Origin of the sequence: Halobellus sp. MBLA0158 (assembly GCF_041477585.1) — an archaeon.
Classification (GTDB): domain Archaea; phylum Halobacteriota; class Halobacteria; order Halobacteriales; family Haloferacaceae; genus Haloquadratum; species Haloquadratum rubicundus.
Window position 1 is genome coordinate 72,709 of sequence record NZ_JBGNYA010000002.1, and the last position, 22,569, is coordinate 95,277.

Here is a 22,569-nt window from a genome sequence, read left to right on the forward strand (position 1 = left end):
CGACCGCTGGCGCCGTCTGCGGGCCGGGTTTGGGTGCCGGTGAGACACCGACACCGGCGGCGTACCGCCGTTCGAGGCTATCGTCTCGCACCACGGAAATGGGAACGAGCAATCACTCGGCCCCGTTGAGTCGGCGGAGTACCTCGTCGGGCGAGGCCGTGAGCTGATCGGCTGCCAGCGGACTGGACACGAAGTGAATGAGGCCCGAAGACTGGAGCAACTGTCTGACCGTCGACTGGGACAGATCGACCTGTCCGGCCACCTCGTGTATCGTCCGAGATCGGTTGATGGCCTCGGTAAGATCGGCGACCGTCAACCGCTCGGGAAGCTCTACGTCCGCATTCGACACCCCACTCTCCTGCCCGGGGGAGGCCTCGGCGAGGACGTCACCGACCGGTCGGTGCGTCCGTGGCCGGTCTTCCGCGTCGGTGTCCGCCGACGCGCTTCCGCCGTCGGTGACGGCGCTCTGTGCGGCCGACTCGCCGTCCGAATCCGCCTCGGGGCGGGCGGCCCCCTCCGCATCGGCGTCGGCCGTGGTCGAAGTCGACTCCTTCGACTGTGTCGATACGGTCGAGGCTTCCGACCCGTCCGCGTCGCGGCTGACCGACATGTCGCTGCGAGCCATTGCGTCGGCATACGACTGCGGCGTGTCGTCCGCCGGGTCGTGAATGTCGTGCTTGACCATATGTCGTCGCACGGTCTCGGAAGTCACGTCGACGTTGAGCGCGTCGGTCATCTCCGGGAAGGTGTCGTACTGCTCGTAGACAGCCTCCAGGGCTTCTGGATCCTTGTACTCGGGGACGGCAGCGGACGCGGACGGGCGTCCGTCGGCGTCGGCCGCCCGGGGTTCCGCAGTCGGCGCCGGTCCGATCGACTCGCCCGAGACCGCAACGGACAATTCGACGGCGACGCTGCCGTCTTGGACGGTCGCGTCGGCGAGTTCGATTGAGACGACGTCGTCGTCCGCCTCGGACAGAATCGGAACATCGACGACCAGATCGGCAGTGACAGATGTATCGGAGTCCGATAGGTCCTGATCGATCCCAGCGTGTTGGATGACAGTGTCGGACGATTCCAGTCGTCCGAGAACCTCTGATAACTCTTTGAAAGCGGTACTGACTCGCATAGTAGTGCTCTTACCGAAGATTGATCACGGGCACAATTTAATAAATCTTCCTCTCGATCGTTTTTGATTATCGAATTCAGATTGAATAATACAGTATTATTTGGTGTATATATAAACGAACAGCCAATAAAGGGGTGAGATCCCCGGCATCGGTGGGGAGGTGAACTACCCCCCCTCGATTCCGGAACGAGTGGGAGATGTACCACAGGTATGCCATCACCCCGAAAAACTTCTTCAAACCTGATTTTTAGCTTCTTCTCCGGTAAGTCTCTTAATTAGCTACTCAGGCACTTGTAATAGAATCTGTGAGATATATTCCAGTAATTTTGATAGAAAGGTTAAAAAACGTGCATATAGCACTGCGTGTATGAAACGAACCGGTCGCTGCGGCCGCCGAACCATGCGAGGGAGCGTGTGAGATGGAGATCCGACTCACGCTGAACGGCGAGGAGATCATACTTGACGCCTCCCGATCCGATTCGTTGTTGGACGTCCTCCGGCGGGCCGGATACACCGGTACGAAGCGCGGCTGTGAAACCGGCGACTGTGGGTTCTGCACCGTCCTCGTCGAGGGGGACGCGGTGAAATCGTGCATCCGGCCGGCCGCGAGAGCGGATGAAAGCGCGGTGGAGACGATCGAGAATCTGGGGACTCAAGCGGACCTTCATCCGATTCAGGCGGCGTTCGTCGACAACGCGGCGCTCCAGTGTGGCTTCTGCACCCCGGGAATGATTATGCGGACGAAGGCACTGCTCGCTGAGAATCCCGACCCCGAGAAGGCCGAGATCCGGGAGGCGCTCTCGGGGAATCTCTGCCGGTGCACCGGGTACGAAAATATCGTGTCCGCAGTGGTCGACGCGGCGGACCGACTGGCTGCCGGCGACCGTTCCGATGCGGCGACCGACGGTGGCCGGCAAAGGAAACAGTGTACCGCCTGTGATTACGAAGGAGTCCAGGAATGAGTCGGCCGGACGGTCCGGGCGGGGATCAGGACGCCGCGTCGACGTCGAGTTCCAAACCCGACTCGGCAGATGGCGATACGCCGGACGACGTATCGAGCGCGGCCGGACGCGACGCGGTGTCGACCGCCGCAGAGAAACGCGACGCGCGGAAGATCGTCACTGGCGAGGCGAAGTACACCGCCGACTACGGAGGGCGGTTCCCGGACCTCGCCGAGGCCGCCGTCCGCCGCTCCGACATCGCCCACGGGGTCGTCACCGACATCGACACGAGCGACGCGGAGGCGATGGAGGGGGTTTACGCCGTCCTCACGCCGGACTCGCCGGAGGTTCCGGACGGACCCTACACCTCGGCGGGCCAGTCGTATCCGGAACCATCGCCGAGGGATTTGCGCGCGCTCCGACGGCACGTCCGGTACGTCGGCGACCCGATCGCCGCTGTCGCCGCTGCGGACACCGGCACCGCGCGCGCCGCCGCCCGGGCGATCGACGTCACATACGAGGAGCGCCCGGCCGTGTTCGATCCCGACGTCGCAGTGGGCGAAGACGCGCCGCGGATTCACGACCCCGACGCGGTGGAAAACGTCCAGCCGGGCGCGGATTACGACCGAAACGTCGAGGCTCACCTCGCGGGGGAGATCGGAGACGTCGAAGCGGCTTTCGCCGCGGCGGCCGAGCGCGACGACCGGTCCGTCGTCGAAACGACGTGGGAGACCCCGTATCAGTCCCACTGCGTGCCCGAACCGCATACGACTATCGCGCGCCGCGACGAGGACGACCGGTACCACCTCGTCTCGAGTACCCAGGTCCCCTATCACGTGCGCCGACAGTTGGCGCACCTCTTCGACGTCCCGATCCGCGACGTCCGCGTGACCAAACCCCAAATCGGGGCCGGGTTCGGCTCCAAGCAGTCGATGGTGATCGAACCGATCGCGCTGGCGCTTGCGATCGCCGCCGATCGGCCGGTCAAACTGGAAGCGACCCGCGCCGAGGAGTTCCACGCGATGCGCTTTCGGCGACCATCTAGGGGTCGGATCCGGAGCGTCGTGACCGACGACGGCGACCTCCAGGCGATCGATATGTCGGTTACAACCAACTCCGGCGCTTACGGCCCGCACGGGATGACTGCGGCCGTCTCGGTCGGTAAGAAGCCGCTTCCACTGTACGCGGGCACGCCGAACCTCCGGCTGGACGCCACGGCCGTCCACACGAACCTCCCCGTCGCGGGCGCGATGCGAGGGTACGGCGCGCCGCAGGGCCACTTCGCCGTCGAGACGCACATTGCTGAAGTCGCTAGGGAGATCGGAATGGATCCGATCGCGTTCCGGCGGCGGAACCTGATCGGAGAGGGCGATGTCGAGACCGCATCGGCGATTCTCAAACCGGGCGACGGCCACGGTCGGCGGATCCGCTCGTGCGGCATCGACGAGTGCATCGAGCGCGGCAAGGCGGCGATCGGGTGGGACGACGTCGACCAGCCGCCGGAAGACCACCGCCACCGGGCCTGCGGTGTCGCGCTCGCCACCCAGGGCAGCGGCATTCCGGGCGACGAACTTGGTGCCGCGCACATCAAGATGAACGAGGACGGCTCGTTCATCCTCCAGACGGGCGCCGTTGACCTCGGCACCGGCGCCGATACCGTGATGGCTCAGATTGCCGCCGAGGTGCTTGGGGCCCGCCCCGAAGACATCCTCGTGCAGCCGTCGGACACGGACGTCTCGCCGTTCGACTACGGCGCGTACGCTTCCTCAACGACGTACGTGACCGGACAAGCCGTAAGGAAGGCTGCGACGGAGGCCCGCGACCAGCTGTTCGCCGTCGCCGCGCGGCTGCTCGATGAACCGGTCGACGACCTTGTCGCCCACGATAGGGCGGTACACGCCGAATCGAGCGGGGCATCTGTCACACTGGAGGATCTCGGGTACGCGTCGATCTACGGCGACGACGTCCGCGAGCAGGTGATGGGGGAGGCGAGCCACAGCACCGACGAGTCGCCGCCGCCGTTCGCCGCGCAGTTCGCCGACGTGACGGTGGACGAGCGGACCGGCGAGTTCGAGGTACACGAACTCGTCTGTGCGGTCGACTGCGGCGTCGCGATCAACCCGGACCTTGCGAGGGGACAGATCACGGGTGCGATGCATATGGGCTACGAGCTAGCGGCCGGCGGCGAGCTCACCTTCGACGAGGAGGGCCGACCGAACGTCGCCGGCTTCCGCGACTACGGGATGCCACGAACGGCGGACCAGCCGCCGCTGACGCCGATCCTCGTCGAGACCCACGAGCCGACGGGCCCTTTCGGCGCGAAGTCCGTCGCCGAGGTTCCGACGAACGCCGTCCCGCCGGCGCTGAGCAACGCGATCCGCCGGGCTGTCGACGTCCGGATCACCGATCTGCCGATCACGCCCGAGAAAGTCAAATCCGCGCTGGATCAGCGACGCGAGAGTGCCGACGATGTCTGACTCGACCGACGCGGTCGATCTCCTCGTCAGGGGGACGGTCGTCGACGTCACCACCGGCGTCGCCGCGGAGGGCGCGGTGGCCATCGACGACGGCGAGATCGTGGCGCTCGCAGAGCGCCCGGCTGACCGGGTGCTCGAAGCCGAGTACGTGACGCCCGGACTGATCGATGCCCACACGCACGTCGAACTCTCGATGGTCCCGCTCCCGGCGTACGGGGCGGCGGTCATCCCCCACGGCGTGACGAGTGTGATCCACGATCCCCACGAGATCGCGAACGTGCTGGGGCCCGCCGGCGTCCGCGATTTCGACAACGACGCGGACGCGACGCCGCTGAAACCGCGGCTGACCGTCCCGTCGTCGGTCCCGGCGACGGAACTGCAGGACGCCGGTGGGATCGTGGACCCCGCCGCGGCCGCGAATCTGCTCGGCCGCGAACGGGCCGTCGCGCTCGGCGAGGTGATGGACTTGCCCGCCGTGCTGGCCGGCGAGGACTCGGTCCACGCGAAGATCGAGGCGGCGCGCGACCGGGATCTGACCGTGGACGGACATATTCCCGGCATGACCGGTGACGACCTCCAGGAACTCGCTCGGTATCTCGACACGGACCACGAGAGCGTCGCGCTCGACGAAGCGAGAGCGAAGGCCGAAACCGGGTTCCGCGTCTACCTGCGCGAGGGATCGACGAGCCGGAACCTCGCGGATCTGGTCGATCTCGTTGACGAGGTTGATCCGCGCCGCCTCTCGCTGTGCACCGATGATCGCAATCCCGTCGACGTGCTCGAACGCGGCGGGATCAACGAGGCCGTCGTGCGGACGATGGAACTGGGCGTCGATCCGGTCACCGCGGTCCAGATGGCGACGATCAACACGGCCGAGGCGTACGACCTCCCGTTCGGCCGGATCGAACCTGGCGCTCCGGCGGACCTGGTGCTGCTCTCGGAGCTGGAGTCCTGGTCGGTCAACCACGTGATCGTCGACGGCGTCGTCGATCCGGTGGCAGACTCGCCGCCGACCGACTCCGCAATCCCCACCGACACGGTCTCGTTCGACCCCGTGACGCCCGCCGAGTTGGCGATCGAACACCCGGGGCCGGGTCCCGTGGACGTTCGCGTCGAATCCGCTGTCGGCAGCTTCCGGACTGAGGAGCGGATCGCCTCGGTGCAAATCGAGACGGCCGATGCGCCCGACGGCGTCCTGGTCGGCGATACTGAGGCGGACATCCTGCCGATGGCGGTGATCGAACGCCACGGCGGGCCCGGTACCGTCGGCCGCGGGTTCGTTCACAACCTCGGGCTCGACCGCGGCGCGGTCGGCACGACCGTCGCCCACGACGCCCACAACCTGATCGTGGCCGGTGTCACCCACGAGTCGATGGCCGCGGTCGCGAATCATCTCCGTGAGATCGGCGGCGGCATCGCCGTCTTCGATCCCGAACGCGAGGCGATCACCACGCTTCCGCTGCCGAGGGCGGGACTGCTCTCGGACGAACCACTCGTGGAGACGGCCCGGTCGTTCGAGGCCGTCGCCGAGGCGGCGGTGGAAATCGGGCTGTCGGTCCCCGGTGGGCTCCTGGAGGTGACCTACCTCTCGCTGGAGGTCATCCCCGCACTGCGGCTGACGAACGAGGGGCTCGTCGACGTTGAGAGTGCATCGTACGTCGACGTCGTGGTCGAGTGATCCGCGGGTCAAGCGATCTCGGGCGTCGCGATCTCTAAAGGCACCGAACACCTATGCGGCTGTGCGTCGAGCGCCGCGTATGGAGGAACCGAAGACGGTGCGGTTCGATGAACTGGATCTGGACGCCGTCGACGGAGGCGAACCCGCGGCGCGCTGGCTGGCGGGCTTTCCCTTCAGTCCCGATCGCCCCGGCGGGACGACTGCGGCGGCGACCGAGTTCACCGTCGTCTACAACGAGATCGAGCCGGGGAATCGCATCGGGACACACACCGACGCCGCCGCCGAACTCCTGTTCGTACTCACAGGCAGTGTCGAAGCGACCATCGGCGAAGAGACGACCACCGTCTCGGCTGGGTCGCTGACTGTGATCCCGGCCGAGACCGAACACCGAGTTCGGAACAACGGAACCGAGATGGCCGAGCTCGTCGGCGTCTTCGGAACCGCACCCGTTGAGTCGACGTTCGAGTCCGAGCCGGTCGTCGCGAAGGCGGATCACGACGATGACTGATCGCGCGGAGGCGCGGAACCGGCTGCGACTCACGCGCCCCACGAGCGCCCCTCGAACGCCTCGCGGGCCCGACGATAGACCCTCTCCGTGTCGACGCTGACCACGGCCCCGTCTTCGACCACGACCTCGCCGTCGACCATCGTGAACCGCACGTCCTCGCCGGTGGCCGCGTAGACCAAATACGAGTAGACGTCGTGAAGCGGGACGCCGCGACTCGTGTCCGTTCGGATTCCAACGACGTCGGCGCGCCAGCCCTCCCGCAGCGCGCCCACGTTTTCGAATCCTGCCGCAGCCGCCCCGTTGCGGGTCGCCATCCGGAACGCCGTCTCCGCGGGCAGCACCCGCGGGTCCTCGTGGGCGACCTTCTGGAGCAGCGCGGCCTGCCGCATCTCGGCGAGCGGGTCCAGAGTGTTGTTGACCGGTGCGCCGTCGTTGCCGAGCGCGACGTTGATCCCGCGATCGAGGTAGTCGACGACGGGCGCGATGCCCGCGCCCACCTTCATATTCGAGGAGGGGCAGTGAGCGACGTGTGTGCCCGTCTCCGCGAGGAGGTCGCGCTCGCGTTCGCTCGTCAGGATCACGTGCGCGAGCACGACGTCCTCGCCCGTGAGCCCCACCTCGTGGAGCCACTCCACGTCGCCCATCCCGCGCTCGGCGGTCACGTTCTCGATGACGGAGTCGTGTTCGCTGGCGTGCGTGTGGATCCGCACCGCCTCGTAGTCGTCGGCGATCTCGCGGGCCCCGCGGAGGCAGGCCGTAGAGCAGGTCGGCGTGAACCGCGGCGTCACGGCGTACCGGAGGCGATCGCCGTTCGAACGGTGATGCCGCTCGACGAGCGAGCGCGTCTCCGACAGCGCCGCCTCGGTCGGCTCCTGGAGTCCGTCTGGCGCGTTGCGGTCCATCAGCGCCTTCCCGAGCACCCCGCGGATGCCCGTCTCCGCCGCGGCCTCGAAGGCCCGAGCGGCGTGATCGACCGTCAGGTGATCGATACAGCAGGTCGTCCCGTTGGTGAGCAGTTCGACGTAGCTGAGCGTCGACGCCAACGCCAGTTCGTCGCCGGTCAGCCCCGCCTCGATCGGGAGGATGTGATCCTCGAGCCACTCGAAGAGGTCGGTGTCGTCCGCGAGACCGCGTCCCGGGCTTTGCACGGAGTGGACGTGGGTCTGGACGAACCCCGGCGTGAGGAGGTCGAACGCCCGGTGCTCGTGGTCGGGGAACTCCTCGCGGAGGTCGGCCGCGGGACCGACGGCCGCGATCTTGTCGTCGACGACCACCACCGCCCCCTCGTCGATCACGGTCCGGTGGTCGGCGACGACGGTGCCGGAGAGCAGCATCGCTACAGCGGCCCCTCGACCGGGGTGTCCTCCGGCCCGAAGGGGGTCCGGAACCAGACGGAGAACGCGAAGGTGTCCTTGACGGCCGCAAGGTCGCGGAGCGATCGGATGCCGAGGACAGTCGTACTCCCCCGCCCTGGCGCCGTAACGACGAGAGCATCGCCTGCGGGGGTCGCCACATCCGCGACAAGCACGTGTGCGTACTCGCTGGAGACAGAGATCGCGTCGTCGGGATCCGCCGGGTCGGGGTCCTCGACGGCCTCGGCGGCCGGGTCTGTGGCAATTCCCGTGTCCGAGTCGATGCGGTCGTCGATCGCGTCCCGATCGCGCTGCCAGGAGAGCCCCTCCAGCAGGAGCGCGTCGAGTTTAACGCTCCGTTCGCCGTCGTCGATCTCCAGGCGCTCGCCTTTCGAGACGAGTTTCCTGACCACGACCGACTCCTCACCGGCCACGAGTCGCCGTTCGGCAGTCCGCCGCGTGCCGCCGACGATGTGTTCCTCGGACATCGTCAGAGCAGCGGGAGCGTCAGATTCTTCGTGTTCAATACGGCATGATCGAGGTAGACGGTCCGGTGGCCGATTGTATAATTCCACTCGCCGTCGGCACCGGCAGGTCCCTCTCTGCGGAGCGTCGTGTGTCGCTGCGCGGAGAGCAGATCGTGATCCGGCGTGTCGCCGTAGCTCCTGAACACGTGTTGGTTGTTGGCGACGGTCAGTTCGTCTCCATCGGTCTCCAACACTCGGACGTTGCCGATCACGTGTCTGATCCGCGAACGGGGGTTCTCCGACCAGGCGTACTCCTTCGCCAGCCGGCCGACCCGTTCACGGATCATCTCGTAGTCCTCCCTGAGATAGTTCGTCTCCTCGCTGAACTCCGGCCGTTCGGAGCCCGGGTGGCGAGCCGATCGGACGGGAACTTCTAACCGGACGTCTTCGTCGAGCAGTTCGAACCACTCTTCCAGCGCGAAGGTGTCGAGCAGTTCCGCCTCGCGGTAGAGGAACTGCTCGACGCGATGCTGGGTCTCGGCGTCAACGGTCGTCGCCGTCGCAGGCCGCGGTGAGCTCACGCCGACCCCTCCCCGTCCTCGCGCATCAGTTCGTACCACGACCGCAGCATCGTCCGGGAGTTGCGCTCGTCGAAGTACAGTCCCTTCGAGGTCACCTCAGCGGGGCCGTGCAGCGGATCGTCGATCGGCTCCACCTCGTCGGTCATCGCGCCGATCCCCTGCTGCATATTTCCGCGAGTGTCCCGCAGTTCGTGCGTCACCGCCCCGCTACTTTCGGAGATGCCCTCCCAGATGGTTAGGTCGTCGGACTCGAACGCGCCGCCGGGGCTGAGGCTCTCCCAGCCGCGGTGGGAGTCTTCGAGGAACGACTCGTCGTCGGCGAGTTCCTTCGGGATGAGCCACCAACTGGTCGTCTCGGTCGTCCCCGGACCGCGGGGGTTCCACTTCCGGATGCAGGCCCACGGCCCGCCCCACCCGCCGGACTGGATGCCGTGGATGATCGACATATTCGGGAAGACCGTGCCGAAGTGAAACACCGAGCGGCCGAACAGTTCCCGCTGTTCGGCCGTCAGATCGTCGTCAAGGTGATCGGCGATCTCCTTGGGGTATCCCATATACGTGTCCGCGTCCGCGGAGAGGTAGTAACCCATCGAGTGGCGGTCGGTACACGCGAGATACGACGCCGCCGGGAAGTCGTCGAGTTCCTCCCACGGGCCCCGGGCGAGGTTTTCCGTTTCGAGGCCGGCCTGGTGGGTCGTGAGCACGTGATAGGAGTCCCCCGAGAAGTTGTCCGCGGAGATTTTCCAGTCGTGGTCCGATTCCCAGCGGTGCGGTTCGCCCACGACGGTCATCCCCGCCTCGGTCGTTCCGAAGAGGACGTCGAGATACCACGTGAAGTCGCCGAGATACGCCTCGAGGTCCGGGCCCTCCTCGGCGATCCGCCCGAAGACGAGCCCTTGGTAGGTGTCGAGTTCGGCCTCCTCCAACGAGATCTCGTCCTCGTCGAGGTCCTGGTAGGCCTCCGCCATATGCGGCATCCCCTGGAGGGAGCCGTCGTTCTTGTAGGTCCACCCGTGGTACGGACACCTGAAGTGGGATGTGTTGCCGTTCTCGGCCGTGCAGAACTGCGCGCCGCGGTGCATACAGCTGTCGAGGAAGGCATGAAGCTCCCCGGTCTCGTCGCGGGTCACGATGAACGGGTCCTCGCCGATGTACCGCCGCGCGTAGTCGCCCCGCTCCGCAAACTCCGAGACGTGCCCCAGATAGATCCACGCCCGCCCGAAGATCCGCCGGCGCTCGAGCTCGTAGAGGTCGCGGTTGTTCGTGATTGCGAGCGGATACCGCCCGGATTCGATCGCGTCTCCGGTTCGTTCGATTATGTCAGAGATACTGTCGGGTTCGTCAGATCTGCTCGGCATATTCATTGACGTTACTCACCCATACCAGTACAGAATAATAATTTGTGGGTCGACCCAGACGCTCACTCGGACGCCGCGTCCGGAACGGTGGCGACCGCCTCGATCTCGATGTCCGCACCGTCGGCGATCCGCTGCACCTCCAGCGCCGTCCGCGCCGGCGGTTCCGACTCGAAGAACGAGCGGTACACCTCGTTCATCCCGTCGAAGTCGCCGATGTCGGTCATATAGACGGTCGTCTTGAGGACGTGATCGGTCGTCAGTCCGGCCGCCGCGAGGATCCGTTCGACGTTCGAGAGCGACTGCTCGGTCTGGACGCCGATCGGGTCGTCGGCGAGCACGTCACCCGACGGCGTGATCGGGATCTGTCCGGCTGTGTAGAGTACGGATCCGTCGGTCGTTCCGTGGCTGTACGGGCCGAGGACGTCGGCGTTGTCGGGCGTGTCGATGGTTCGCTTCACGGTCCTGCTGCGGGCGGAACCCATCTAAATCCCGTCGGCCAACGGTCCGCGTCGATCGGGCCTCAGGCCCCACAGCGCTGTGTCGCCCGACACATCGATGTGCCAAACTGGGGCACGCCGAGGTTACGAACTCGGGACCTCGCCGTTGACCCCCTCGACGTAGCTCTGCATCTCGCTGAAGAGGAAGCTGTCGGACTCGCCCTCGAACTCGGTGTCCTGCCAGACGGTCCGGTCGCCGCTCTCGAGTTCCTCCTGGACCGTCTCGACCTCGCTGATCACGTCGTCGGGGACCTGCGGCCCCCAGTCGCCGAGGCCGACCACACCGGCGTCGAGGCCGTCCCAGTAGGCATCGGACTCCCAGGACCCCTCGTGGATGGCTTCCAGCGTCGGTGCGTAGAACTCCTCCCAGTTGAAGACCGCCGAGTTCCCGTAGTAGTCGCCGCCGGCCTCGGCCATCGAGGTGGTGTAGGTGAACGCCCAGGCCTCGTTCTCGGCGGCGGTCTGGGTCGCCGCGGTCGTCGTCTGGTGGTTGTTGATCACGTCGGCGCCGTTGCTCGTGAGGGCGTTCACCGCCTGTGTCACCGCCGGCGGGTCGACCCACGCGTTGGTCCACCTGACCTCGGCTGTCACGTCGGGGTTGACGCTGCGTGCGCCCTCGACGAAGGCGTTGATCTGCCGGATGAGCTCCGGAATCGGGAATGCGGCGACGTAGCCGAGCTGGTTCGTCTCCGTCAGCAGTCCGGCGGCGACCCCGCAGAGGTACCGCGCCTGGTAGAGCCGGCCGTAGTAGCGGCCCATATTCTCCTCGGTCCGGAAGCCCGAACAGTGCTCGAAGATCGTGTCGGGGTACTCCGGGGCCATATTCGCCATCGGGTCCATATAGCCGAACGTCGTCCCGAAGATGACGTCCATCCCGCTGGAGATGTACTGTTCGATTACCCGCTGGACGTCGCCGGGTGCCACCGCCTCCGAGAACTCCGTGTTCAGCCAGTCGTACTCTTCCGTGACGATCTGTCTGGCGTCCTCGTGGGCGCGGTCCCAGCCGACGTCGCCGACTTCGGCCTGGTAGATGAAGGCCGCGTTGACCTCCTCGCCCGAACTCGACGTGGTCGTCCCAGTCGATCCGCTCGTCTCCGTCGAACCGCTCGATTCGGTTGCGTCGCCGGATCCCCCGTCGGAACCGCCCGAACACCCCGCGAGACCGAGGATGCCGGCCGTTCCGCCGGCGGCTTTCAGTGCGTCTCGTCGCGTCAGTATCTGCTTGCTCATTAGTATACGAGTATCTATAATTATTTGTTTATTTGTTCCACGAATGTTTCGTGTTAATCGCTCAAGCTATTACATCACCACGTTACGATACAGGATTATAAACATTCTCAATAAGGCCGTTTTTCGGAGTCGCGGGAGCCGATCGGTGGGAATGTGGCACACAAAACGCACGGTGTGTCGACGGGGCTAGCGGGCGACGGAGACGCCGGTGACGGAGTCCCCGATCGGTCCCGGTGCACGGGCGACTTCACGGTCGCCCAGCCCCTGCCGATCGGCGGACCTCAGTCGGTCTCGCGACTGTACGACTGGACGAGGGCGGAGGGCTGGGCGAGCTCCCGGTTCTCGGCCCGGATGACGGTGATCACGAGCACAAGCAACGTCGCCAGGTACGGGTACGTCGACATAATGGTGGGGTTCATCACGAAGTCGATAACCGGGTTGAGCACCCCTGCCAGCGGCGCGCCGGCACCGAGGCTGAAGTCCAGGGCCTGCGAGTAGAGTTGCAGGGCGTTGAACAGCCCGAACAGGTACGCGCCGAGCAGGATCCGCTCGGGGCGCCAGCGCGCGAAGATGACCAGCGCGACGGCGATCCACCCGCGGCCGGCGGTCATCGAGGCCGACCAGATCTGATTGAACGCCAAGGAGAGATGCGCGCCCGCGGCGCCGGCCAGCGCCCCGCCGATGATGACCGCGAGGTACCGCATCTTGAACACGTCGACGCCCATCGTGTCCGCCGTCTCGGGGTCTTCGCCAACCGAGATGAGTTCGAGCCCGATGTTCGTGTGGTAGAGGAACAGCCAGACGACGGGGACGAGAAGCAGCGCTGCGTAGTCGGTGACGGTGCTCTGGAACAGCGCTGGCCCCAGGACCGGGATCTCGACGAGGAGGTCGCCGATGAGCGGCAGCGTGCGCTCGGGGAACCCCGAGACGGAGTTACCGGAGTAGCTGTTGCCGAAGAACGTCGTGAGCCCGGTGCCGAGGAGCGTCAGCATAATCCCGCTCACGGCCTGATCGGAGTTGAGCGAGATGCAGAGGAAGGCGTGGATGAGCGACATCGCCCCGCCCGCGAGGATCGCGACGCCCAGCCCGAGCCAGTAGTTCCCCGTGACGACGGTGGTGATGAAGCCGGTCAGTGCCCCGACGAGCATCATCCCCTCGACGCCCAGGTTGAGAACGCCGGCGCGCTCGCTGATCAGTTCGCCGAGCCCGGCGAGGATGAGGACGGTGCTCGCGTTGACGGTCGCGTTCGCGAGGCCCGCGAAGAAGCCGGCGCCCGCCATCAGACCTCACCCTCCGGACGCGTGCCGCGCGGCTCGTCACTGAGATCGCGTCCGAGCGAGAGGCTCACGCGGTAGCGCTTGAAGAACTCCGCCGTGATCAGAAATAGGATGATGAGCGCCTGGATGATATCGACGATGGCGGCCGGCACGCTCAGGAGCGTCTGGAGACTCGAGCCGCCGACGAAGATCACGGAGAAGAAGAGCGCCGCCAGGAGCACCCGGAAGGCGCCGTTGCGACCGAGGAGGGCGATCGGAATCGCCGTGAAGCCGTAACCGGGAGCGAAAAAGGCCCGGAGTCGCGTCTGGACGCCGGAGATCTCGCTGATGCCGGCGAAACCCGCGAAGGCGCCGCCCACCATCAGTACGAACAGGTAGATCCGGTACTTGCTCATCCCGGCTTGCTCGGCCGCCCGGTCGTTGGCGCCGATGAATGTGATCTCGTATCCCAGCCTCGTGTGGTTCACGAGCAGGTACGTCAGCGCGACGAAGACGACGGCGATCACGATACCGGACGGGAAGCCGATCCCCGGGATGACCGGGAGCTGGCCGGCGGCCGGGAGCTGTGCGGTCTGGGGGAAGTTTGCCCCGGGTGCCTGCATCGGCCCGCGGACGACGTAGTTCTTCAGATCGGCGGCGACGAACGTAAAGAGCAGCGTCGTGATGATCTCGTTGATCCCCCACTTCGCGCGGAGCCAGGCGGGGATCGCGACCCAGAGCGCGCCAGCAAGACCAGCCCCGAGGAACATCAGCGGCAGCAGCGCGAGGATCGGCAGCGAGACGTTCAGGCCGATCCAGGTCCCGGCGACGGCGCCGATGAACAGCTGTCCCTCCGCCCCGATGTTCCAGAGTTGCGCCTTCAGCGGGAGGTACACCGCCAGCCCGGCGAAGATCAGCGGGACGCCCTTTGCGACCGTTTCGGTGAGCCCGAACTCCGTAGTGAGCGTCTGGACGAACATAATCTCGTAGGCGGCAATCGGATCCACGTCCAGCGCCGCCAGCGCCACGGCGCTCACCGAGAGCGCTGCCAGCACGGTGAAGACCGGCGTCCCGTACGCCATCCACCGGGGGACGTCCGTCCGGGCTTCCAGGTCGACGTCGACCTGCATCAGGATTCACTCCGGCCGCCGTCGACGGCCACTTGTGGCTCCGCGCCGCCCGCCTCGCCGCCGTTCATCTCGAGGCCGACCCGGCGACGGTCGGCCGCCTCAGGCGTCACTTCGTAGACGAACTCGCCCTCGTACATCACGAGGATACGGTCGCTCAAGTCGAAGATCTCGTCTAAGTTCTCCGAGAGCAGGAGGATGCCGGTCCCCTGGTCCCGCTGCTCGAGGAGCCCCTCGCGGATGTACTCGATCGCGCCAACGTCGACGCCCCTTGTCGGCTGATTGGCAACGAGGAGCTTCGGGTCGCGGTCCATCTCGCGCGCCAGGATCAGTTTCTGGAGGTTGCCGCCGGACAGCTCGCCGGCCTGCATCTCCGCGACGTCGCTGACGCCGCGCACGTCGAAGTCTTCAACGAGCGTCTCTGCGTAGTTGGCCGATGCGTCGTAGTCGAGGCGGATTCCGTCGCCGAATGCCTCGTCCGTGTAGCCCTTCAGGATCGCGTTGTGCATCACCGAGAGGGACTCGGCACAGCCGTGTTTGTGTCTGTCCTCCGGGACGAAGGAGACGCCGTGCTCGATGAACGCCCGGGGCGGGGCGCCGGTCAGATCCGCGCCGTCGATCCGGATCGTTCCGTCGGTCACGGGACGGATCCCGACCAATGACTCCGCGAGTTCGATCTGGCCATTACCGCTGACGCCGGCGATGCCGACGATTTCCCCCGCGTGCACCGTCAGGTCGACGCCCGAAAGGGCCTCGATCCCGCGGTCGTCGTCGGTGCGGAGGTCCGACGCCTCCAAGACGGGCTCACCGGCCGTCAATTCATCCTTATCGATCTGGAAGAGTACGTCGCGGCCCACCATCATCCTGGCGAGGTCGGCGCGGCTGACGTCGGCGGTCTCGACGGTGTCGATCCGACTGCCGTCGCGGAGGACCGTCACGCGGTCGGTGATCGACTTGATCTCCTTGAGCTTGTGGGTGATGATGATGATCGAGAGCCCCTGGTCGCTGAGCTTGCGGAGCGTCTCGAAGAGGCGCTCGGCCTCCGCGGGCGTCAGGACAGCGGTCGGCTCGTCGAGGATCAGGAGGTCGACGTCGCGGTAGAGCGCCTTGAGGATCTCCACGCGCTGGCGCTCGCCCACGTCGAGCTGCCAGACGGGCGCGGTCACGTCGATGTCGAACCCGTAGTCGTCCGCGAGCGACTGGATCCGCGCCTCCGGGACATCAAGCCCCAGCGTGAACCGGGCGGCGAGGCCCTGCACCAGCCGGTTCGTCGTGAGCGACGAGACGAAGCCGTCGTTGTCGCCGTCGGCCCTGAACGCGCTCGCTGGCTCGCGCATCCCGAGGACGACGTTCTTCGCGACCGAGAGCCGCGGGATGAGCTTGAAGTGTTGGTGCACCATTCCGATGCCGGCGTCGATCGCGTCCTGCGGAGAGTCGATCGCGGCCCGCTCGCCATCGATCCAGACGTCACCACTGTCGGCCGAATACAGCCCATAGAGGATCTTCATCAGCGTGCTCTTGCCGGCGCCGTTCTCGCCGAGGAGCCCGTGAATCTCGCCCTTCCGGATGGACATCGAGATCTCGTCGTTCGCGACCACCCCCGGGAAGGTCTTCGTGATGTCCGCCAACCGGACGAACGCATCCTCACTCATAGTCTGTGATTGTACGGCTGATCGCGCTTATTCCATATAAGCTCTGTTTCATTGGCGATATTAACGGACATTCCGATACCGCTATTCGAAACACTACTTTGTTCGTCAAGTGCGGTGCGGCCGTCTCTCCTCCCCTCGAATCTGGGCGCAGCTTGGGGTTGTCCCACAGCGGGCGCCACACGGATGCCACACGTGTGGCGCCCGCCGCCGCAAGCCCCACGCGCCGAGCGCGGTCCGGCGGTTGTTGCCGGGCGAACGCTTTTCTCCGTGGTCCCGGACTCCGGGATATGGAAACCGATGCGCGATCCCCGGAGCGGAGCGATGACTGACCTGCTGATCACGAACGGGCGCGTCGTCACGCAGGATCCGGAGCGGACGGTGATCGAGGACGGCGCGGTCGCCGTCCAGGGCGAGATGATCGTGGCTGTGGGTCCCGCCGCGGAGTTCGTTACAGCCGACGCCGACCGTGTGATCGACGCCGAAGGCGGGGCGATCATCCCGGGGCTCGTGAACCCCCACACACACGTCTCGGACATCCTGCTCCGCGGATCGTTCGCCGAGGATCGTGGCCTGCTGGACTGGCTCTACAACGTGAAGCGCCCCGGGACGCTGGCGATGGAGCCCGAGGATCACGCCCTCGCGGCGACGCTGTACTGCGTCGAGGCCATCCGGGCCGGCGTGACGACGTTCGTCGAGAACGATACCGAGGTCCTGTGGGACGACTGGTCGACGATCGAGCCGAAACTGGACGTCTACGACCGCTCGGGGATCCGGAACGTCTACGGCGCCGGGATGGTCGATCGCGCTGCCATTCCTGAGTTTCAGGAACTCGTCGAGGACATCCAGGCGCGCGAACCCGACGTAGATCACCCGCCTCTCGACATCTTCGTCGTGGAGACCGAGGCCGTCGTTGACGAGGTAGCGTCGCTGATCGAGGCGTACGACAGGAGCGCCGGCGGGCGACAGGCGGTCTGGCCGGCGCCCGTCGTCGTTGAGACAACCACGAACGAGGGGTTCCGCCAGGCGTACGAACTCGCGGAGGAGTACGACGTGATGACGACGGTCCATGTCGCCGAGGCCGAGGCCGAAGAGAGCCGCGACATCTCTAGCATCGAGTACCTCCGGAACGTCGACTACCTCGGTGAACGGGCACTCTTGGGCCACTGCGTTCAGATCGAGGCGAGTGACGTCCGACTCCTCGCCCGGAGCGGCACGTCAGTAGCACACAACTATATGGCGAATATGCGCCTCGCGACAGGCTACGCGCCGGTCGTCGAGATGCTTGACGCCGGCGTCACTGTCGGACTCGGCACTGACAACTCGATCCTGAGCGACACCGTCAATCCGCTCGGCGACGTCCGTGCGATGGCGGGCGGCCACAAGGGCTACCACCGCGATCCGGGCGTCGTCCCGGCCCAACAGGCGTTCGATATGCTCACCATCGATGCGGCGCGCGCTATTGGCCGCGGCGACGAACTGGGGTCGCTCGAACCGGGCAAGCAGGCCGATCTCGCGATCGTCGACCTGGATCACCCGCACCTGACGCCCTGCCCGGATCCGGTGTTCGCCTTAGTCCACGCCGCACAGGGCTTCGAGGTCGAAACCGTCCTCTGCGCCGGATCAGTCGTGATGGCGGACCGCGAGATCGAATCGTTCGACGTCGATCTCGAAGACCTCCTGTCGAGAGCGGCCGCGGCGGCGACGGACCTCGTCGAACGGACCGGATACGAGTAGCCGACGATCCTCCGCACGCCGGCGGGCGGGACCTCAGGGCTTCTGGGACGCCGCGGCCTCGCGCTCGGCGTCGAGGTCCATCCCCGACGCGATCTCCGCGCCGCGGCGCCGGATCCGATCGGCGTCGACAACCGTCACCTCGCCGTCCTGCTGCAGCACGTTCCCGTCGACCATCGTGAATCGGACGTCGTCGCCGTGCGCCGAGTAGACCAGATGTGAGAACACGTCGTGGAGCGGCACGGCCCGGGTGAGGTCCGTGTCCAGCCCGATGATGTCGGCGCGCCAGCCCTCCCGAAGCGCCCCCAGCTTCTCGAAGCCGGCCGCCGTCGCGCCGTTCACCGTCGCCATCTCGAAGATGGTTCGGGCCGGCGTGGCGGTCGGGTCCAGCCGCTCGACTTTCTGCAGGAGGCTCGCCTGCTTCATCTCCGTGAGCGGGTCCAAGGTGTTGTTGCACGGCGCCCCATCGTTGCCAAGCGCGACGTTGATGCCCCGTTCCAGGTAGTCCTCGATCGGTGCAACCCCGCTCGCGAGCTTCATATTCGACGAGGGGCAGTGCGTGACGTGCGTGCCGGTCTCGGCGAGCACCTCGCGCTCGCTCTCGTCGGTCCACACGCAGTGGGCGAGCACGACGTCCTCGCCCGTGAGGCCCACCTCGTCGAGCCAGTGGATGTTCCGCAGTCCGGTGTCGCCCTCGACGGTCTCGATCTCGCCGCGGTTCTCGCTGGCGTGGGTGTGGATCCGGACGCCGTCGTGCGCGTCGGCCAGGTCGCGGGCGCCCCGGAGGCACGCTTCCGTACAGGAGACGGCGAAACGCGGGGTGACCGCGTAGCGGATACGGTCCTCGAACGCGCCGTGATAAGCGTCGATCAGCCGCTCGGACTCCGCGAGCGCCGCGTCGGCTTCCTCTTCGAGACCCTCGGGCGACCGCTGATCCATCAGTACCTTACCGAGGACGCCGCGGATACCGAGTTCCCCGGCGGCCTCGAATGCGCGGTCGGCGTGGGCGACCGAAAGGTGGTCGATGCAGGTGGTCGTCCCGCTCTCGATCAGTTCCAGATAGCCGAGTTTGGCCGCGACCGCCATCTCCTCGGCGGAGAGGCTGGCCTCCATCGGGAGGACGTAGTCGAACAGCCAGTCCAGCAGTTCGGTGTCGTCGGCGATTCCCCGTCCGAGACTCTGGACCGAGTGGACGTGACCGCCAACGAACCCCGGGAGCAGCAGATCGTAGGCGTCCGTCGGTCGGTCCGGGTACTGCTCCGCGAGATCGGCCCGACGACCGACGGCCGCGATTTGTGAGCCGTCGACGACCACGGCACCGTCTTCGATGACGGTGCGCGAGTCCGCGACGACGGTCCCTGTGAGTAGCATATCCCCAAGGAGGTGGGCGGCTACCGGGGCAAAACACTTGCGCCGCCACACGGACGGAGGTATGGCGCAAGTCTCGACGCCGACGCGACAGTGCAACCGTGGCGTCTATCAGTGGGGCACGGACACGGTCACTGCTCGTCCCAATCCGGGATCGAACGGTCGAGGAACCGTCCGTGACCCGGATCCCCCACGATGTCGCCGTCGGCAGCGACGAGTTCGCCGCGGACGAACGTCCGCTTCACCCGTCCGGTGACCTCGCGGCCGTCGTAGATCGAGTAGTCCGCGTTCGAGTGCAGCCGATCGGCGGAGATGGTGTGGGTCTCTTCGGGGTCGAACACGACGAGGTCGGCGTCGGCGCCGGGCTCGATCCGACCCTTCCTCAGGAGGCCGAACGTCTGCGCGGGAGCGGTACACAGCAGTCGGACCAGCGTCGGATACGAGAGGCCGCGGTTTCGTACCGCCTCGTCGTGGAACACGGGGAGGCTGGCCTGCAGGCCGTTGACGCCGAAGGCGCTCTCCCACCACGGGCCGTCCGTCTTTCGCGACTCGGGGAGCGGGACGTGGTCGGTCGAAACCACCGAGAGCACGCCGTCGCGCAGCTCCTCGAACAGCGCGTCGATGTCGCTCGGCGTCCGTAACGGGGGCGACATAATCGCGGCGTTGCCGCGGCGTCCGTAGAGCGACTCGTCGAACACGGTGTAGTGGGTACACGTCTCGGCTCTGACGTTCGAGCCGTCGGTGCGGACGGCCGCGATGGCGTCGGCGGCTGCCTCGGAGGTCGTATGAACACCGTAGTACTTCGCGTCGGCCGCGACGGCAACCCGGGCGATCGAGTCCGCGGCCATCGCCTCGGCGTAGTCGGGCCGCGATCGGGGGTACGCCGCGGTCGACGCCCCGTTGGGGGCCGCGCGGACTGCCTCGCCGCGGCGTTCGCACACCGAGTAGTCCTCGGTGTGAACCATTCCGACGGCGCCGAGGTCGGCGAGTTCGCGGAACACCTCGCCGATGAACCCGTTCGACAGGCGGATGTCGTCGGTCGTAAACATCTTGAACGACGTGACGCCGTCCTCCACGAGGTCCGAGAGTTCTTCGAGTACGGCCCGGGATTCCCGAGTGATGACGGGGTGGACGCCGCAGTCGATCAGCGGGGTCGCGTCGGTTCGATGGCGCTCGACGGCCTCCCTGAGCGTTCCATCGGTCCAATCGCCGTCGTCCCAGCCCTGCCACGCGAACGTGAGAAGGGTTGTGACGCCGCCGGCCGCGGCCGCCGCGGTCCCGCTCTCGTAGGAGTCGACAGAGTTGTAGCCGGCGATGTGGGTGTGTGGGTCGACGACGCCCGGGAGGACGAGGTTCCCGTCGGCGTCGACTCGGCGGTCCGCGGTCGGCAGCGCCGTCTCGTCGCCGACGCCCACGATGGTGCCGTTGTCGATCCCGACGGCCGCCTCGTACGTTCCGTCGGCGGTCACGACGGTTCCGCCGGCGACGAGCGTGTCGATGGTCATCGGCGGCGGGCCGCGACGCGAGTGGCCGTCGGGGGCTGACAGCCGGCAGTCGCCGTCGGGCGATCGGCAGCTGTCTGTGGCGTGCCGGGATATGATCCTCGACGACGGGCGATGACTGCGGAGTGGAGCGAGGAGTGCATACCCCGAGTGGTCGCCCCGGGCGAACTTATACTTTCGAGCGGACACACGCCGTGTCGCCGTGTGGCGCGTCGTCGTGGCCGGAGTGTATGATCTGCGGTCGGGGCACTCGCACTCGGAAGTCGGGGACCGACGAGGATCAGTCGTCCGCTGAAGCTGACTCCGGCAGGTCCTCCTCGAGGTTGGTGGGCGTCTCCGGCGCGAGGCCGTCGGAGTACTCGGTGGGGCCGGTGCCGACGCCGCCGCCGGGGATCGCGATGTTGAGCAGGAGCGCGGTGAAGCCGCCGGTCACGAGCGCGGATCCGAACAGCGTCTGGATCTCCGCGGGGAACTGTTGGAGGATCTCCGGACGGAATGCGACGCCGAGGCCGAGCGCCATCGAGAGGGCGAGAATCGTCGAGTTGCGGTGATCCAGCGTGACGTTCTGGGCGACGATCCGCGCGCCCGAGGAGAAGATCATCGCGAACAGGACCAGCGCGCCGCCGCCGAGCACCGCGTCGGGCATCGCCGAGACGACCGCGCCGACCTTCGGAATCAGCCCCAGGACGACGAGGAACGCGCCGCCGATCCCGGCGACGTACCGGCTGGCGACGCCGGTGAAGTTGACCAGGCCGACGTTCTGGGAGAACGAGGTGTTGGGGAGCGCGTTGAACACGGCGCCGAACGCGCTCATCACGCCGTCGGCGATCAGCCCGCCGCGCATCTCCGTCTGAGTGGCGTCCCGCCCGGTCGCGGAGACGGTCCCGGAGATGTCGCCGATGGTCTCCATCCCGGTGATGAGATAGAGGAACGCCACGGTGAGGATCGCGCTCGGCTCGAAGGCGAGGCCGTACTTCAGCGGGACGGGGACGGTCACCCACCCGGCGGAGGCGACGGCCGAGAGGTCGACGACGCCGAGTGTGAGCGCGGCGAGGTACCCGACGACGATCCCGACGAAGACGCTGACGATCCGCAGAAAGCCCTCGAAGAACTGGTTCAGTCCGACGGTGACGATCAACACGAGGCCGGCGAGCCCGAGGTTGGTGAACGACCCGTACCCGGCAGCCGAGGGCCCCGCGGAGGCGCCCGCCGCGTAGTTCATCCCGGTGGGGATGAGCGTGAGCCCGATCAGCATCACGACGATCCCGGTGACGAGCGGCGGGAAGTACTCGCGGAACCGGTCCAGCGAGAGGCCCATCACCATCTCGACCGGCGCGGCCACAAGCGCGGCCCCGAACACCGCCGCGATCCCGAACTGAGTGCCGATGCCGATCAGCGGCCCCAGGAACGCGAAGCTCGTCCCCATCACGATCGGTAGCCGCGCGCCGACGGGACCGATCGGGAACGCCTGCACGATCGTCGCGACGCCAGCGACCATCAGCGCCATCTGGACCAGGAACGTCGTCTCGCCGGTCACCGACCCGACCGCCCCCGCGAGGATCAGCGGCGGGGCGACGTTGCCCAGGAACATCGCCAGGACGTGTTGGAGGCCGAGCGGGATCGCCTCCCCGAGCGGCGGTTTGTCCTCGATGTCGTACAGTACGACCGAACTGGTCTCGTTAGCCATAGCCAAGCGTAGCAAAATTCGATTATTTAAT

Annotated in this window: 18 protein-coding genes; 5 read left to right on the forward strand and 13 right to left on the reverse strand. The window is 66.7% G+C overall.

Translation table 11 applies throughout. The annotated features are described in order from the left end of the window. Nucleotides 1-112: 112 nt before the first annotated feature. On the reverse strand, nucleotides 113-1,126 hold the full coding sequence (locus OS889_RS16235; protein WP_372391812.1) for a DUF8073 domain-containing protein: 1,014 nt from the start codon (nucleotides 1,124-1,126) through the stop codon (nucleotides 113-115). A 419-nt stretch (nucleotides 1,127-1,545) separates the two neighbouring features. Between OS889_RS16235 and OS889_RS16240 the strand changes: the two genes are divergently transcribed. From OS889_RS16240 to OS889_RS16255, 4 genes are all read left to right on the forward strand, one after another. Beyond that, nucleotides 1,546-2,088: a (2Fe-2S)-binding protein gene (locus tag OS889_RS16240; RefSeq protein WP_372391814.1), complete on the forward strand. Its 543-nt coding sequence runs from the start codon at nucleotides 1,546-1,548 to the stop codon at nucleotides 2,086-2,088. After that, entirely contained in the window at nucleotides 2,085-4,544 is a 2,460-nt protein-coding gene (locus tag OS889_RS16245) for a xanthine dehydrogenase family protein molybdopterin-binding subunit (RefSeq protein WP_372391816.1), read from the forward strand. Before OS889_RS16240 ends, OS889_RS16245 begins: the two co-directional genes overlap by 4 nt. Next, nucleotides 4,537-6,222, forward strand: a complete 1,686-nt coding sequence (locus OS889_RS16250; RefSeq protein WP_372391818.1) for an adenine deaminase C-terminal domain-containing protein — start codon at nucleotides 4,537-4,539, stop codon at nucleotides 6,220-6,222. Before OS889_RS16245 ends, OS889_RS16250 begins: the two co-directional genes overlap by 8 nt. Nucleotides 6,223-6,301: 79 nt before the next feature. After that, complete coding sequence (locus tag OS889_RS16255; protein WP_372391821.1) at nucleotides 6,302-6,730, forward strand: cupin domain-containing protein; 429 nt, start codon at nucleotides 6,302-6,304, stop codon at nucleotides 6,728-6,730. 29 nt (nucleotides 6,731-6,759) lie between these two features. On the opposite strand, the gene OS889_RS16260 is transcribed toward OS889_RS16255, so the two are convergent. The 9 genes from OS889_RS16260 to OS889_RS16300 all read right to left on the reverse strand — a co-directional run bounded on the left by OS889_RS16260 (nucleotide 6,760) and on the right by OS889_RS16300 (nucleotide 16,250). Then, nucleotides 6,760-8,064 carry a 5'-deoxyadenosine deaminase gene (locus OS889_RS16260; protein ID WP_372391824.1) on the reverse strand — a complete coding sequence of 435 codons (1,305 nt, stop codon included), beginning with the start codon at nucleotides 8,062-8,064 and terminating at the stop codon, nucleotides 6,760-6,762. Nucleotides 8,065-8,066: 2 nt separating this feature from the next. Continuing rightward, the gene (locus OS889_RS16265) at nucleotides 8,067-8,570 is read right to left on the reverse strand and encodes a hypothetical protein (protein WP_372391826.1); all 504 of its coding nucleotides are present in this window, start codon (nucleotides 8,568-8,570) and stop codon (nucleotides 8,067-8,069) included. A gap of 2 nt (nucleotides 8,571-8,572) precedes the next feature. Further along, entirely contained in the window at nucleotides 8,573-9,130 is a 558-nt protein-coding gene (locus OS889_RS16270) for an aromatic-ring-hydroxylating dioxygenase subunit beta (protein WP_372391827.1), read from the reverse strand. Beyond that, nucleotides 9,127-10,488: an aromatic ring-hydroxylating oxygenase subunit alpha gene (locus OS889_RS16275; protein WP_372391828.1), complete on the reverse strand. Its 1,362-nt coding sequence runs from the start codon at nucleotides 10,486-10,488 to the stop codon at nucleotides 9,127-9,129. The genes OS889_RS16270 and OS889_RS16275 overlap by 4 nt, the downstream gene beginning before the upstream one ends. Nucleotides 10,489-10,550: 62 nt before the next feature. Continuing rightward, on the reverse strand, nucleotides 10,551-10,946 hold the full coding sequence (locus OS889_RS16280) for a RidA family protein (RefSeq protein ID WP_372391830.1): 396 nt from the start codon (nucleotides 10,944-10,946) through the stop codon (nucleotides 10,551-10,553). A gap of 123 nt (nucleotides 10,947-11,069) precedes the next feature. Next, nucleotides 11,070-12,221, reverse strand: a complete 1,152-nt coding sequence (locus OS889_RS16285; protein ID WP_372392009.1) for a BMP family ABC transporter substrate-binding protein — start codon at nucleotides 12,219-12,221, stop codon at nucleotides 11,070-11,072. 275 nt (nucleotides 12,222-12,496) lie between these two features. After that, nucleotides 12,497-13,495, reverse strand: coding sequence for an ABC transporter permease (locus OS889_RS16290; protein ID WP_372391832.1), 999 nt, complete (start codon nucleotides 13,493-13,495; stop codon nucleotides 12,497-12,499). Continuing rightward, nucleotides 13,495-14,601, reverse strand: a complete 1,107-nt coding sequence (locus tag OS889_RS16295; protein ID WP_372391834.1) for an ABC transporter permease — start codon at nucleotides 14,599-14,601, stop codon at nucleotides 13,495-13,497. The genes OS889_RS16290 and OS889_RS16295 overlap by 1 nt, the downstream gene beginning before the upstream one ends. Then, nucleotides 14,601-16,250, reverse strand: coding sequence for an ABC transporter ATP-binding protein (locus tag OS889_RS16300; RefSeq protein ID WP_372391836.1), 1,650 nt, complete (start codon nucleotides 16,248-16,250; stop codon nucleotides 14,601-14,603). The genes OS889_RS16295 and OS889_RS16300 overlap by 1 nt, the downstream gene beginning before the upstream one ends. Before the next feature lie 321 nt (nucleotides 16,251-16,571). On the opposite strand from OS889_RS16300, the gene OS889_RS16305 reads away from it, so the two are divergent. Continuing rightward, nucleotides 16,572-17,984: an amidohydrolase family protein gene (locus OS889_RS16305; protein WP_372391839.1), complete on the forward strand. Its 1,413-nt coding sequence runs from the start codon at nucleotides 16,572-16,574 to the stop codon at nucleotides 17,982-17,984. A 33-nt stretch (nucleotides 17,985-18,017) separates the two neighbouring features. Here OS889_RS16305 and OS889_RS16310 read toward each other — a convergent pair whose 3' ends face one another. The 3 genes from OS889_RS16310 to OS889_RS16320 form a co-directional block, all read right to left on the reverse strand. Beyond that, nucleotides 18,018-19,352, reverse strand: a complete 1,335-nt coding sequence (locus OS889_RS16310; RefSeq protein WP_372391841.1) for a 5'-deoxyadenosine deaminase — start codon at nucleotides 19,350-19,352, stop codon at nucleotides 18,018-18,020. Between the two features lie 128 nt (nucleotides 19,353-19,480). Then, nucleotides 19,481-20,854 carry a dihydroorotase gene (locus OS889_RS16315; RefSeq protein ID WP_372391843.1) on the reverse strand — a complete coding sequence of 458 codons (1,374 nt, stop codon included), beginning with the start codon at nucleotides 20,852-20,854 and terminating at the stop codon, nucleotides 19,481-19,483. 277 nt (nucleotides 20,855-21,131) lie between these two features. Next, the gene (locus tag OS889_RS16320) at nucleotides 21,132-22,538 is read right to left on the reverse strand and encodes a uracil-xanthine permease family protein (protein WP_372391845.1); all 1,407 of its coding nucleotides are present in this window, start codon (nucleotides 22,536-22,538) and stop codon (nucleotides 21,132-21,134) included. Nucleotides 22,539-22,569 lie beyond the last annotated feature (31 nt).

What these genes read in the sequence shown, in the direction of transcription:
- OS889_RS16315 (WP_372391843.1), bottom strand. Translation starts at nt 20,854, where the DNA reads ATGACCATCGACACGCTCGTCGCCGGCGGAACCGTCGTGACCGCCGAC.
- OS889_RS16255 (WP_372391821.1), top strand. Translation starts at nt 6,302, where the DNA reads ATGGAGGAACCGAAGACGGTGCGGTTCGATGAACTGGATCTGGACGCC.
- OS889_RS16260 (WP_372391824.1), bottom strand. Translation starts at nt 8,064, where the DNA reads ATGCTGCTCTCCGGCACCGTCGTCGCCGACCACCGGACCGTGATCGAC.
- OS889_RS16250 (WP_372391818.1), top strand. Translation starts at nt 4,537, where the DNA reads ATGTCTGACTCGACCGACGCGGTCGATCTCCTCGTCAGGGGGACGGTC.
- OS889_RS16265 (WP_372391826.1), bottom strand. Translation starts at nt 8,570, where the DNA reads ATGTCCGAGGAACACATCGTCGGCGGCACGCGGCGGACTGCCGAACGG.
- OS889_RS16275 (WP_372391828.1), bottom strand. Translation starts at nt 10,488, where the DNA reads ATGCCGAGCAGATCTGACGAACCCGACAGTATCTCTGACATAATCGAA.
- OS889_RS16295 (WP_372391834.1), bottom strand. Translation starts at nt 14,601, where the DNA reads ATGCAGGTCGACGTCGACCTGGAAGCCCGGACGGACGTCCCCCGGTGG.
- OS889_RS16320 (WP_372391845.1), bottom strand. Translation starts at nt 22,538, where the DNA reads ATGGCTAACGAGACCAGTTCGGTCGTACTGTACGACATCGAGGACAAA.
- OS889_RS16245 (WP_372391816.1), top strand. Translation starts at nt 2,085, where the DNA reads ATGAGTCGGCCGGACGGTCCGGGCGGGGATCAGGACGCCGCGTCGACG.
- OS889_RS16240 (WP_372391814.1), top strand. Translation starts at nt 1,546, where the DNA reads ATGGAGATCCGACTCACGCTGAACGGCGAGGAGATCATACTTGACGCC.
- OS889_RS16310 (WP_372391841.1), bottom strand. Translation starts at nt 19,352, where the DNA reads ATGCTACTCACAGGGACCGTCGTCGCGGACTCGCGCACCGTCATCGAA.
- OS889_RS16300 (WP_372391836.1), bottom strand. Translation starts at nt 16,250, where the DNA reads ATGAGTGAGGATGCGTTCGTCCGGTTGGCGGACATCACGAAGACCTTC.
- OS889_RS16290 (WP_372391832.1), bottom strand. Translation starts at nt 13,495, where the DNA reads ATGGCGGGCGCCGGCTTCTTCGCGGGCCTCGCGAACGCGACCGTCAAC.
- OS889_RS16235 (WP_372391812.1), bottom strand. Translation starts at nt 1,126, where the DNA reads ATGCGAGTCAGTACCGCTTTCAAAGAGTTATCAGAGGTTCTCGGACGA.
- OS889_RS16305 (WP_372391839.1), top strand. Translation starts at nt 16,572, where the DNA reads ATGACTGACCTGCTGATCACGAACGGGCGCGTCGTCACGCAGGATCCG.